Source organism: Pseudomonas sp. B21-036, from assembly GCF_024748925.1.
Lineage (GTDB): Bacteria > Pseudomonadota > Gammaproteobacteria > Pseudomonadales > Pseudomonadaceae > Aquipseudomonas > Aquipseudomonas palmensis.
On sequence record NZ_CP087178.1, the window covers coordinates 4,050,260 to 4,063,155 of the forward strand.

Sequence of the window (12,896 nt, forward strand, 5' to 3'; positions counted from 1 at the left end):
AGTGGCGCGCATTCTAGGGGTGCTTTGAGAAGTCGTCAACCCCTAGATATAAATTTATTTAAATCAATGACTTCGCCCTGCTTTACGCTGCCACGGAGGCCGCAGCGCGCCTGAGCCTTGACGATTATTTTCTGACGCACATACGCGACGCGGCCCAGTGCTGGCGGCACCTTAAGGCAAAATGCCAGCAATCCGCCCTGCTCAACTGCCAAACAGCTCTATCCGGGCAAAAGCGAAGCCACTACACTCAAACGGCAAACCTTCCTGTATGAGGCGTTAACGGTGACACCACTTCTGATCACCCTGCTTATAGTAGCGGGTATCGCACTCTTGATCGTGATTGGCTACCTGAACAATGTAGTCGAGAGCAACAAGCTGGAACGAGCCCGTCTCAAGATCGAGCTGGCCGACCGCTTGCGTCGTTGTGGCGAAATCACCGAAACCTTCCCCGGCCAGTTGATGACCCCGGCACTCAAGCTGCTGCTGACCCGCCTCGAACTGAACCTGAACCAGCGCCGCCTGGCCCTGGACAAGCACAACCGTGAAATCCAGGCACGCATCAGCGAGCTCCAGGGCCTGATTGCCCTGGGCGATGGCATACCGGTGAACAACCCTCCCGGCCCGATCCAGACCGAAGCCCGTGCCAAGGATGTACGCTTTCTGCTCGAAGCCCTGCACAGCCAGGTGGTGCGCGCCTCCCAGGAAGGCTTCCTGCCGACCAACGAAGCCAAGTACTGGGTAAAGGAAATTCGCCATATCCTGGTGCTGCTGCACATCGAGTTCTTCAACAACCTAGGGCAGCATGCGCTGCAGCAGAACCAGCCGGGGCAGGCCCGCCTGGCGTTCGAACGGGGCGTGCAGTACCTGCGCAAGCAACCTGATCCGGTGCTCTACCGCGAGCAGCTCGACTATATGGACAAACTGCTGGCACGCGCCAACGCCATGGTACTGAGCCAGAACCAGCCAACCGAAGACGAGGTCAACCCACTGACCGAAGGGCTGAAGTCCGACACCGAAGAAGACTGGAAGAAGAAAGTCATCTACGACTGATTGCAACACAACCCATTCGCCAGCAGCTCCCGACAGGAGCCTTGCTGGCGAATGGGCGCAACGCCTCTACCCGCCTCAGCAGTCCGTCGAATCCAGGAAAATCCGCGCCAGACGCTCCAGCCCGGCCTGATCCTGCTCACCAAAGCGTGCAAGTACAGGGCTGTCCAGGTCCAGCACGCCGATCAGCGCACCGTCCTTGACCAGAGGGATCACCAACTCGCTGTTGGAGGCGCTGTCACAGGCAATATGCCCCGGGAAGGCATGCACATCCTCCACACGCTGGGTCTGGCGTGTAGCCGCCGCAGCCCCGCACACCCCGCGCCCGAACGGGATGCGTACACACGCAACCTGCCCCTGAAACGGCCCCAGCACCAGCTCTTCACCGCGCGCCAGGTAGAAACCTGCCCAGTTCAGGTCTTCGACCTGGCTGTACAGAAAGGCGGAAAGCTGCGCAGCGTTGGCAATGAAATCCCGCTCCCCGTCCAGTAGTGCCTCCAGCTGCGCCGCCAGCAGGTCATAGCCGCACTGGCCGCCCCCCACTGCATTCAAATCGATCATTACTGTTGCTCCAGCAGTTTCAGGCCCACCCAATAGCGGGCAAATTGATAGGCGCAGCGGCCATTGCGATTGCCGCGGCCGGTTGCCCAGCGGATCGCGGCCTTGTCCAGCTCTTCATCCCGCGCCCAGACCAGACCTGGCGCCAGCGCCAACTGGGTGATCCAGTGCTCGACCACATCAAGGAAGTGCTCTTGGGTGAACGGGTAGAACGACAGCCACAGACCAAAGCGGTCCGACAGGGCAATCTTGTCCTCGACGGCCTCGCTGGGGTGCAGCTCGCCGTCGACCATCTTCCAGTTCTCGTTGTCGCTCTGCTTTTCCGGCACCAGGTGCCGACGGTTGGAGGTGGCATACAGCAGAACGTTGTCCGGCGCCTGCTCGAGAGAGCCGTCCAGCACGCTCTTGAGCACGCGGTAGTCGCCCTCCCCGGCCTCGAACGACAGGTCATCGCAGAACAGCACGAAACGCTGTGGCAGTTTGTGCAGTTGTTCCACCACCCGCGGCAGGTCCGCCAGGTGGTCACGCTCGATCTCGATCAGGCGCAGCCCCTGTGGGGCGTACTCTGCCAGCAAGGCACGCACCAGCGACGACTTGCCGGTGCCGCGCGAGCCCCACAGCAGCGCGTGATTGGCCGGCATGCCGTCGATGAACTGGCGGGTATTGCGGCCCAGTTGTTCACGCTGCCTGTCGACACCGATCAGGTCGGTCAGGCGCATGTCCAGGCTGACCTCGAGCGGCAGCAGAAAACCGCTGCGCCCTTCGCGCTGCCAACGGGCAGCCAGGCACTGGGTCCAATCGATGCTGGGGCGCAATGCCGGCAGCAGCGGCTCCAGACGCGCCAATACCGATTCGGCGCGCTCCAGGAAAGCATTCAAGCGAGAGTCCACGTTATGTCCTCGACACAGATTCTTGGGGAAGCCTGAATGTGCGACAGTACCTGCCAGCTACCGGGGGTGATCGGCTATGCTTGCGCAGCGCACGGAAAGTGGAACTGGCTCGGGATACATGGATATCAAGTTCACCAATCGCCTGTCTTACAAGCAAGCCCGGCTGACGGTCCTGGTCGGTTTCATCCTGGGAACATTGCTCAGTCTCATCCAGATCGGCATCGATTATGCCAGCGAAGACGCCTCTATCAATCGCGAGATGCAGGCACTGCTGCAAATCAGCCACAACCCTGCCTCGCGCATTGCCTACAACCTCGATGCGGAACTGGCCAACGAACTGACCCTGGGCCTGCTCAAATCCCCCGCCATCACCCGTGCGCGCCTGATCGACAACACCGACAGCGTGTTGTCCGATGTGCAGCGCCCGCGCGAACAAAGCAGCTATCGGGTATTGAGTGATTTTCTCTTCGGCCAGAGCCGGCAGTTCCAGGATCGCCTGATGCTCGACCAGATGCCCAGCGAATACCTCGGCACCCTGTATCTTGAAGTCGACACCTTCGCCTTCGGCAGCCGCTTTCTGAAGCGGGCCGAAGTAACGCTGCTCAACGGGTTCGTGCGCAGCCTGGTGCTGACCGGCATCCTGCTGGCACTGTTCTATTTCATGTTGACCAAGCCGCTGGTGCGGGTGATCAGCGCCCTGAGCAACAGCAATGCGCGCGCGCCCAACCAGAACAAGCTGGCCTTCCCGCCCGGTCACGAACAGGACGAGATCGGCGTGCTGGTCAAGGTCGCCAACCAGCAGTTCGTGAGCATGGCCACCGAGATCCAGCAGCGGCGCAACGCCGAAAACCGCCTGACCGACTACCTCAACGAGCTGGAAAACATCGTTTCGGCCCGTACCAACGAACTCAAGTCCAGCAACACCCGCCTGAGCCAGTCCAACGAGGAACTGGAGCAGGCGCGACGCCGAGCGCTGGACATGGCCCAGGCCCGTGCCGCATTCCTGGCCAACATGAGCCACGAGATCCGCACCCCGCTCAATGGTCTGCTGGGCATGATCGCGCTGTCGCTGGACAGCCCGCTCAACGCCGAACAACGCCAGCAGCTGTCCATCGCCCACGACTCGGGCAAGGTACTGGTGGAACTGCTCAACGATATTCTCGACCTGTCCAAGTTCGACGCCGGCCAGCTGGAGCTGGAGCGCATCCCCTTCGACCTCGGCGCCCTGGTGGAAGACACCGCCAACCTGCTGTCGCAGAACGCGGCGCCCAGCGTGGAGCTGACCTGCCTGATCGATCCGCAGTTTCCCAGCAGCGTGCTGGGTGACCCCACGCGGGTGCGCCAGATCGTCAGCAACCTGCTGTCCAACGCGCTCAAGTTCACCCGGTTCGGGCGTGTCGACGTTCGCCTGGGCACCTACCCCGGCGGCGTGCGCCTGGAGGTCTGCGACACGGGCATCGGCATCCCGCTGGAAGCCCAGGTCAGGATCTTTCAGCCTTTTACCCAGGCCGGTGCCGGCATTACCCGCCAGTATGGCGGCACCGGCCTGGGCCTGGCGCTGACCCGCAACCTCTGCGAAGCCATGCAGGGGCGCCTGAGCATCAGTTCGGAAGCTGGCTTCGGCAGCCAGTTCAGTGTCGAGCTGCCGCTGGCCTCCCACACCCCGGCGATTGCACCCGCCCCCCTGCGCGGCAAGGTGGTGGCGATCAGCAGCGCCAGCAGCGGCCTTGCCGAACTGCTGCAGAGCCTGCTGCCACGTTGGGGGCTGACGTACTCGCGCCATGACAGCATCGACAGCCTGGTCGACCTGGAGCCCGACCTGCTGGTCACCGACAACCTGGATGGCCTGTTCGGCCTGCGTCCGTCACTCAAGGCGCCAATCCTGCTGGTGACCGCCTATGGCAACTTCCTGCCGGGGGAAGAAGCCGCCCAGCTGGCGCCGCTGCAGCAGCAGGCCCGCCCGCTGGCCCGCAACGCCCTGTACCAGACCTTGCAGCGCATTCTGCAGGGCAGTGACGATGCAGGCCCGGTCGCCCAGGCAGGCACCCAGACCAGCGAGCGTCGTGCCCGCATCCTGCTGGTGGAGGACAACCCGGTGAACCAGCTGGTCGCCAAGGGCATGCTGGGCAAGCTGGGCTGCGAGGTGATCGTGGCCGGCCACGGCGGGGAGGCCCTGGAGCAGTTGGAGCAAGCCGCCTTCGACCTGGTGCTGATGGACTGCAACATGCCGGTGATGGACGGCTACGAGGCCAGCCGACGCATACGCCAGAGCGGACGCTGGCCCGACCTGCCCATCGTGGCACTTACCGCCAACGCCATGCCCGAGGAACGCGAACGCTGCCGGGCGGCAGGCATGAACGACTACCTGGCCAAACCCTTTCGCCGCGAAGAGTTGCTGGCGCTGATCGATCACTGGGTGCCGCCAACAGCCCCTGAAACCTAGCGCAGCAGCTTTTCGATATCGCCCGCCAGCGCCTCGGGCTTGGTGCTGGGCGCATAACGGCTCACGGCACCCGACTGCGGATCGACCAGGAACTTGGTGAAATTCCACTTGATCGCCTGCGAACCGAACAGGCCGGGAGCCCTCTGCTTGAGCGCGGCGAACAGGGGATGCGCGCCCGCCCCATTGACCTCGACCTTTCTGAACAGGGGAAAGCTCACGCCAAAGTTGGCTTCACAGAACTGCGATATCGCCAGCTCATCGCCCGGCTCCTGCTTGCCGAACTGGTTGCAGGGAAAGCCCAACACCACCAGGCCGCGCTCGCGATAGCGCTGCCATAGCGACTCCAGGCCCTTGTACTGTGGCGTGAACCCGCACTGGCTGGCGGTATTGACCACCAGCACCGCCCTTGCCGGGTAATCCGCCAGGGTTTTCTGCTCGCCCCGCAGGGTGGTGCAGGGAATATTGAGCAAACTGTTGTCGGCCATGACCGCGTCTCCTGCGTTCGGGTGGGTTACTGTCGCGGCACCAGGTCAAGGCACACCGAGTTGATGCAGTAGCGCAGACCGGTGGGCGGCGGGCCGTCGGGAAACACATGGCCCAGGTGGGCATCGCAAGTGGCGCAGGTGACTTCGGTGCGAATCATGCCATGTGAGGTATCGCGGATCTCGACCATCGCGTTGTCGGCGATAGGCTCGTAGAAGCTGGGCCAGCCGCAGCCGGAGTCGAACTTGGCTCTGGAATCGAACAGCGGCTTGTTGCAGCAGATGCAATGGTAGACGCCATCGGTGCGGGTGCTGTTGTACTTGCCGCTGAACGGGCGCTCGGTGCCCTTCAGGCGACACACGTTGTACTGCTCGGGGTCGAGCATCGCACGCCATTCTTCCAGGGTTTTCTCGATCTTTTCCATCACCAGGCCTCGCTGAATTAAAAACCCCGCACTGCGTCTTTTCGACAACGCGGGTGGCACGTATTATTGCGCCTCATCAGACGTCAGTCTGGCACCCGCGTTACACGCATTTCAAACGTTTTCACAGCGCAATGCGCGGCGATCTTTTCTAATCGGGATCACATCATGCAGGTCAGCAAATCGAACAAGCTCGCCAATGTCTGCTACGACATTCGCGGCCCGGTGCTCAAGCACGCCAAACGCCTGGAGGAGGAAGGCCACCGCATCCTCAAGCTGAACATCGGCAACCCGGCGCCCTTTGGTTTCGAGGCGCCCGACGAGATCCTCCAGGATGTGATCCGCAACCTGCCCACCGCCCAGGGCTACAGCGACTCCAAGGGCCTGTTCAGCGCGCGCAAGGCGGTGATGCAGTACTACCAGCAGAAGCAGGTCGAAGGTGTCGGCATCGAGGACATCTACCTGGGCAACGGCGTGTCCGAGCTGATCGTGATGTCGATGCAGGCCCTGCTCAACAACGGCGACGAGGTGCTGATCCCGGCCCCGGACTACCCGCTGTGGACCGCTGCGGTGAGCCTGGCCGGCGGCAACCCGGTGCACTACCTGTGCGACGAGCAGGCCGACTGGTTCCCCGACCTTGCCGACATCAAGGCCAAGATCACCCCCAACACCAAGGCCATGGTGATCATCAACCCGAACAACCCCACTGGCGCGGTGTACTCGCGCGAGCTGCTGCTGGGCATGCTGGAAATCGCCCGCCAACACAACCTGGTGGTGTTCTCCGACGAGATCTACGACAAGATCCTGTACGACGATGCCGTGCACATCTGCACCGCCTCGCTGGCCCCCGACCTGCTCTGCCTGACCTTCAACGGCCTGTCCAAGTCGTACCGGGTGGCGGGCTTCCGCTCCGGCTGGCTGGCGTTGTCCGGGCCCAAGCAGCACGCCCAGAGCTATATCGAAGGCATCGACATGCTGGCCAACATGCGCCTGTGCGCCAACGTGCCGAGCCAGCACGCCATCCAGACCGCACTGGGCGGCTACCAGAGCATCAATGACCTGGTGCTGCCGCCAGGTCGCCTGCTGGAGCAGCGCAACCGCACCTGGGAGCTGCTCAACGACATTCCAGGGGTCAGCTGCGTCAAGCCGATGGGCGCCCTGTATGCCTTCCCGCGCATCGACCCGAAGGTCTGCCCGATCTTCAACGACGAAAAGTTCGCCCTTGACCTGCTGCTGTCGGAAAAACTGCTGATCGTGCAAGGCACCGCCTTCAACTGGCCGTGGCCCGACCACTTCCGCGTCGTGACCCTGCCACGTGTCGATGACCTGGAGCAGGCGATCGGTCGCATCGGCAATTTCCTCAAGACCTACCAGCAGTAAGCCCGAATGCCTGCCTGCGCCAGCCCTGGCGCAGGCCACGGGCCAACCTCAAGCCTGCCGCTCTGGCTCGCGCACCTGGCATTCTCCGCGCCTGCCCGCACAAGTACACAGTTTGAAATAGTCGCCCGGTTGAATACACGGAGCGCGCACCTTATATACCCCGCATACGCAAGCTTTCTATCCGTCAGGAGAACGTAACAACCATGATGCGCATTTTGCTGTTTGTGGCCACCAACCTTGCGGTCGTGCTGATTGCCAGCATCACCCTGAGCCTGTTCGGCTTCAACGGGTTCATGGCGGCAAACGGGGTTGACCTCAAGCTCGACCAGTTGCTGATTTTCTGCGCTGTGTTCGGCTTTGCCGGCTCGCTGATCTCGCTGTTCATCTCCAAGTGGATGGCGAAGATGAGCACCGGTACCCAGATCATCACCCAGCCGCGCACCCACCATGAGCAATGGCTGCTGCAGACCGTCGAAGAGCTTTCCCGCCAGGCAGGCATCAAGATGCCCGAGGTGGGCGTCTTCCCGGCCTATGAGGCCAACGCCTTCGCTACCGGCTGGAATCGCAACGATGCGTTGGTCGCGGTCAGCCAGGGCCTGCTCGAGCGTTTCTCGCGTGATGAAGTACGCGCCGTGCTGGCCCACGAGATCGGCCACGTCGCCAACGGCGACATGGTGACCCTCGCGCTGGTACAGGGTGTGGTCAACACCTTCGTGATGTTCTTCGCACGCATCATCGGCAACTTCGTCGACAAGGTGATCTTCAAGAACGAAGAAGGCCAGGGCATTGCCTACTACATCGCGACCATCGTTGCCGAACTGGTCCTGGGTATCCTGGCCAGCATCATCGTCATGTGGTTCTCGCGCAAACGCGAGTTCCGCGCCGACGAAGCCGGCGCCCGCCTGGCCGGCACCAACGCGATGATCGGCGCGCTGCAGCGCCTGCGTTCTGAACAGGGCGTGCCGGTGCACATGCCTGACACCCTGAATGCCTTCGGCATCAATGGTGGCCTCAAGCAGGGCCTGGCAGGCCTGCTGATGAGCCACCCGCCGCTGGAAGATCGTATCGAAGCCCTGCGTCGTCGCGGCTAAGCGAGCAGCAGGCAAACAGGAAGGGCGACCCACGGGTCGCCCTTTTTCATTTCAGCGTTGCAGACGGTACACCCGCTCCAGCAGCCGATCAGCACCCGCCTTGATGAACCTGGGGCTCTGCGCCAACACGTCGTCCTGCGCGGCGATCGCCAACTGCCAATGCTCGCCGAACAGGCACTCGACCTCTTCATCGGGCACGGCAAAGGGCGGACCGTCAGTAACCGCCTGATCGTAGTCCAGAGTGATCAACAGGCCCTTGCAAGGCGACGGCAGGAGCTGCTGCAGATGCGCCACATACCGCTCGCGCATGGCAGGCGGCAAGGCGATGATCGCGGCACGGTCGTAAAGGCCCGTACAGCCCCGCACGTCACCCGCGGTCAGTGCGAAGAAATCGCCACACCACAACTCGATGCCCTCGCTGCGGTAGACCGTGAAGGCCCCCTGCTGCGAAACCTGCGGCTCCCGCTCATGCTCGGAAAAAAAGTCCTTCACCGCCCGCTCGGACAACTCCACCCCAAGCACGTCGTGGCCTTGCGCGGCCAGCCACGCCATGTCCAGGCTCTTGCCGCACAGCGGCACCAGTACACGGGCACCAGGCGCAATGCCCAGTGCGGGCCAATGCTGCTGCAGATACGGGTTGACCTGCTGCTGGTGAAAGCCGATCAGATCGTTCTCCCAGCGGTTGTGCCAGAACGCGGGCTGCATAACCTTACCTCGATAAATTCGATTAAATACCGCAAAAACTTATATTAGATTTAGATCAATGATCTGCCTGAAGATGGCTGCATATTAACCTTCAGGACCACCCCGATGCTGCCCAGCCTGTTTATCTCCCATGGCTCTCCCATGCTGGCACTGGAACCGGGTGCCAGCGGTCCGGCACTTGCCCGCCTGGCGGCGCAACTGCCGCGCCCCAGAGCGATCGTCGTGATGTCTGCGCACTGGGAAACCACCGAACTGCGCGTGACAAGCAACCCGCACCCACCCACCTGGCACGACTTCGGCGGCTTTCCGGCCGCATTGTATGCCGTGCAGTACCCAGCCCCCGGCGACCCACAGCTCGCCGAACAGGTAAGGCAACGGCTCAATGAAGCCGGGCTGCCCACAACACTCGATGCCAAGCGGCCTTTCGACCATGGCGCGTGGGTGCCCCTGTCGCTGATGTACCCGGCGGCGGACATACCGGTGGTGCAGGTATCACTGCCCAGCCAGCACGGCCCGGCGTACCAGCAACAGGTAGGCCAGGCACTGGCGGCCCTGCGCGAGGAAGGCGTGCTGCTGATCGGCTCCGGCAGCATTACCCACAACCTGCGCGAACTCGACTGGCATGCCGGCCCCGAGAGCGTAGAGCCCTGGGCACTGGCGTTTCGCGACTGGATGATCGACAAGCTGGCTGCGGGCGACACGCCGGCCCTGCATGACTATCGCCGGCAGGCGCCGTTTGCGGTGCGCAACCACCCGAGCGACGAACACCTGCTGCCGCTGTACTTTGCCCGCGGCGCGGGCGAACGGTTCGCGATCGAGCACCAGGGCTTTACCCTGGGAGCACTGGGAATGGATATCTATCGGTTCGACTGAGGCGGCAGCCCTTTCCCCGGCAAGGTCGGCCCCTATAAGCGAAACAGGCCGCCCAGGCAAAAAAAATCCCCGAACCAGTCGGGGATTTTTCATTTCACTCGAAGATCAATCTTCGCGATAACGACGCAGCTTCAGCTGCTTGCCGGCAACGCGAGTGTCCTTGAGCTTGGTCAGCAGCTTCTCGAGGCCATCTTCCGGCAGCTCGACCAGGCTGAAGCTGTCGCGCACCTGGATGCGACCGATCGCTTCGCGGGCCAGGCCGCCTTCGTTGAGGATCGCACCCAGCAGGTTCTTGGCCGCGATACCGTCACGCGCACCCAGCGCGGTACGGCAACGTGCACGACCTTCACCCAGTGGCATCGGCGCGCGACGCTCACGCTCGCCACGCTCGGAGCGCTCGGAGCGCTCACCGGCAGGACGATCACCACGTGGGGCCGAAGTCGGCACCAGCGGCTGCTCTTTCTCGACGGCTTCCAGGGTCAGCGCCTGGCCATTGGTGGCCTTGCGCAGCAGGGCCGCGGCCAGGGCACGCGGGCTGCAACCGATGTCGGCAGTCAGGCGGTCGAGCAGATCACCGTGGGTAGCTTCTGCATCGGCAACCAACGGCGCGAGGCTGTTGGTGAGCTTCTTGATGCGCGCGTCCAGTACGGCCTGGGCGTTGGGCAGACGAACTTCGGCAACCTTCTGGCCGGTCACACGCTCGATCACCTGCAGCATGCGGCGCTCACGCGGGGTGACCAGCAGCAGTGCACGACCTTCGCGACCGGCACGGCCGGTACGGCCGATACGGTGAACGTAGGACTCCGGATCGTACGGCATGTCGACGTTGAACACGTGGGTGATGCGCGGTACGTCCAGACCACGGGCAGCGACGTCGGTAGCGACGACGATGTCCAGGCGACCATCCTTGAGCGAGTCGATGACGCGCTCACGCTGGTTCTGGGCGATGTCACCGTTGAGCGCGGCAGCCTTGTAGCCTTTGGCTTCCAGGGCGCTGGCCAGGTCCAGGGTGGCTTGCTTGGTACGTACGAAGGCGATCAGTGCATCGAACTCTTCGACTTCCAGCAGGCGCAGTACCGCCGAGACCTTCTGGTCGGCGTGGACCATCAGGTGTGCCTGCTCGATGGCAGTCACGGTCTGGGTCTTGGTCTGGATCTTGACGTGTTTCGGGTCACGCAGGTGACGCTCGGCGATCGCACGGATCGACTGCGGCAGGGTGGCCGAGAACAGTACGGTCTGGCGGGTTTCCGGCATGGCCTTGAAGATGACTTCCAGGTCGTCCATGAAGCCCAGCTTGAGCATTTCGTCAGCTTCGTCGAGCACCAGGTGATTGACGGTAGCCAGCACCTTCTCGTCGCGACGCAGGTGGTCGCACAGACGGCCAGGGGTAGCGACGACGATCTGCGCGCCGTTACGGATTGCTTTGAGTTGTGGGCCCATCGGGGCACCACCGTATACCGCTACCACGGTAACGCCCGGCATCTGCTTGGCGTAGGTTTCGAATGCGGTAGCTACTTGCAGCGCCAACTCACGGGTTGGCGCCAGGATCAGGGCTTGCGGCTCGCGCTTGCTCGGGTCGATGCGGTGCAGGATTGGCAGAGCGAAGGCAGCGGTTTTACCGGTACCTGTCTGCGCCTGACCGATCATGTCATGACCGGCAAGAATAATCGGGATCGATTGCTGCTGAATGGCCGATGGCTCTTCGTAGCCAGTGGCGATAACGGCGGCAACAATACTTGGATGAAGATCGAGAGCGGCGAAGCCGCCGGTTTCCTGGGTCATGGGTCTGCCTCTAAGTGCATCCGCAAAGACCCATGCTCCAAAGCTGCACATGCCTTGTAAGACCCGAAGGTCACCCTGGCAGCTTTGTCGGCGGGGATTTGCGAAAACGATTGAAGAAAAAAAGGAACGTCAAGGCAGAGTCCGCGGTGCGGACGCGCAGCCGAAGCTGGCTTCGGGGAATTGCACTACCTGAACGAGGTCCGGTAAAAGACCGGCGCGTACTATACCCGATTTCCTGCATCGCGTGAGACTTTTTTACAGGAAAGAGAAGCCCGGAGGCCTCGAATCGACAGCCCTTGCCGATGATCGAGGCCCACGCGTCTGTTGGCGGCGCGGCCGGAGCTGAAACGATTTATTCAAGATGCCGGTCGGATCACCTCGATCAGGCGCTGCAGGGAGTAGCCCAGGCGCGGTTCAAGGGCCCGGGCGCGCGCGGTGAGCGCCTCCCGGTCGAGGGTCTGGTCGAGGTCGGCGGGCACCAGCAGGATGACGTTGCCCTCCTTCACCGGCAGCTCCCAGTAATGGCGGTGATACAGCCCGCGCAATAGCGCGGCGCCCAGCGGCTTGCCGTCATCGGTGGCCCACTGGTTGATGACCAGCCAGCCGCCGGGGTTCAGGCGCTTCTGGCAGTCTTCGAGAAACTTCCAGGCCAGGTGGCCGACGCCGGGCCCGTGGTCGGTGTAGAGGTCGACGAAGATCAGGTCGGCAGGCTCGGCCGTCTCCAGCAGCTCGACCGCATCACCCACGCGGATGTACAGGCGCGGATCATCGTCCAGCCCCAGGTATTCGATGGCCAGGCGCGGCACCTCGGGACGCAGCTCGATGGCCTCCACGTCCTCCAGGGGCAGGAACTTCAGGCAGGCCTGGGTCAGGGTACCGGCACCCAGGCCGAGAAACAGCGCGCTTTCAGGCTCGCAGTGGCACAGCGCGCCCACCAGCATGGCGCGGGTATAGTCGTACTCCAGCCAGCTCGGGTCGGCAGTGAATACGCAGCTCTGCTCGATGGCCTCGCCAAACTCGAGAAAGCGGTAGTCCTCGACTTCCAGCACGCTGATGGTGCCGAACTCGTCGTGCACCTGCGCCAGCAGCCGCTCTACCCGTTCCTCTGTCATGCTCTCTCCCGACACCTGCATGTGCCCAAGCAAAAACGACCATTGTCCGTCAATACAGGCGATGCAACAAGGCAGGGTCCAGGTGTTAGCATGTTCACAGCCCTTTTCCGA

General features: G+C 62.7%; 11 protein-coding genes and 1 pseudogene. 5 read left to right on the forward strand and 7 right to left on the reverse strand.

All coding sequences use genetic code 11. From position 1 onward, the window contains the following. The first annotated feature begins 282 nt into the window (after nt 1–282). Nucleotides 283–1,050 carry a hypothetical protein gene (locus LOY33_RS18220; protein ID WP_043862749.1) on the forward strand — a complete coding sequence of 256 codons (768 nt, stop codon included), beginning with the start codon at nt 283–285 and terminating at the stop codon, nt 1,048–1,050. A gap of 75 nt (nt 1,051–1,125) precedes the next feature. On the opposite strand, the gene LOY33_RS18225 is transcribed toward LOY33_RS18220, so the two are convergent. Further along, nucleotides 1,126–1,608, reverse strand: a complete 483-nt coding sequence (locus LOY33_RS18225) for a GAF domain-containing protein (RefSeq protein WP_054915824.1) — start codon at nt 1,606–1,608, stop codon at nt 1,126–1,128. After that, the gene (locus tag LOY33_RS18230; protein WP_058541064.1) at nt 1,608–2,495 is read right to left on the reverse strand and encodes an ATP-binding protein; all 888 of its coding nucleotides are present in this window, start codon (nt 2,493–2,495) and stop codon (nt 1,608–1,610) included. The genes LOY33_RS18225 and LOY33_RS18230 overlap by 1 nt, the downstream gene beginning before the upstream one ends. A gap of 76 nt (nt 2,496–2,571) precedes the next feature. On the opposite strand from LOY33_RS18230, the gene LOY33_RS18235 reads away from it, so the two are divergent. Further along, entirely contained in the window at nt 2,572–4,938 is a 2,367-nt protein-coding gene (locus tag LOY33_RS18235; RefSeq protein ID WP_258659484.1) for a response regulator, read from the forward strand. On the opposite strand, the gene LOY33_RS18240 is transcribed toward LOY33_RS18235, so the two are convergent. Both LOY33_RS18240 and msrB read right to left on the reverse strand, forming a co-directional pair. Then, nucleotides 4,935–5,423, reverse strand: coding sequence for a glutathione peroxidase (locus LOY33_RS18240; protein WP_043862745.1), 489 nt, complete (start codon nt 5,421–5,423; stop codon nt 4,935–4,937). The genes LOY33_RS18235 and LOY33_RS18240 overlap by 4 nt on opposite strands. Before the next feature lie 26 nt (nt 5,424–5,449). Then, on the reverse strand, nt 5,450–5,845 hold the full coding sequence (gene msrB / locus LOY33_RS18245; RefSeq protein ID WP_043862744.1) for a peptide-methionine (R)-S-oxide reductase MsrB: 396 nt from the start codon (nt 5,843–5,845) through the stop codon (nt 5,450–5,452). A 165-nt stretch (nt 5,846–6,010) separates the two neighbouring features. On the opposite strand from msrB, the gene LOY33_RS18250 reads away from it, so the two are divergent. Then, complete coding sequence (locus tag LOY33_RS18250) at nt 6,011–7,222, forward strand: pyridoxal phosphate-dependent aminotransferase (RefSeq protein WP_043862743.1); 1,212 nt, start codon at nt 6,011–6,013, stop codon at nt 7,220–7,222. A gap of 203 nt (nt 7,223–7,425) precedes the next feature. Beyond that, complete coding sequence (gene htpX, locus LOY33_RS18255; protein ID WP_043862742.1) at nt 7,426–8,313, forward strand: protease HtpX; 888 nt, start codon at nt 7,426–7,428, stop codon at nt 8,311–8,313. A 51-nt stretch (nt 8,314–8,364) separates the two neighbouring features. On the opposite strand, the gene LOY33_RS18260 is transcribed toward htpX, so the two are convergent. Further along, nucleotides 8,365–9,018, reverse strand: coding sequence for a thiopurine S-methyltransferase (locus tag LOY33_RS18260; RefSeq protein ID WP_058541062.1), 654 nt, complete (start codon nt 9,016–9,018; stop codon nt 8,365–8,367). Between the two features lie 105 nt (nt 9,019–9,123). On the opposite strand from LOY33_RS18260, the gene LOY33_RS18265 reads away from it, so the two are divergent. Further along, complete coding sequence (locus tag LOY33_RS18265; RefSeq protein WP_054915826.1) at nt 9,124–9,891, forward strand: class III extradiol ring-cleavage dioxygenase; 768 nt, start codon at nt 9,124–9,126, stop codon at nt 9,889–9,891. A gap of 105 nt (nt 9,892–9,996) precedes the next feature. Here the strand turns inward: LOY33_RS18265 and LOY33_RS18270 are convergent. Both LOY33_RS18270 and LOY33_RS18275 read right to left on the reverse strand, forming a co-directional pair. Beyond that, a pseudogene (locus LOY33_RS18270) lies at nt 9,997–11,707 on the reverse strand (DEAD/DEAH box helicase). A 322-nt stretch (nt 11,708–12,029) separates the two neighbouring features. Further along, a complete protein-coding gene (locus LOY33_RS18275; protein WP_043862738.1) occupies nt 12,030–12,785 on the reverse strand; it encodes a spermidine synthase in 756 nt (251 codons plus the stop codon). Nucleotides 12,786–12,896: the final 111 nt, after the last annotated feature.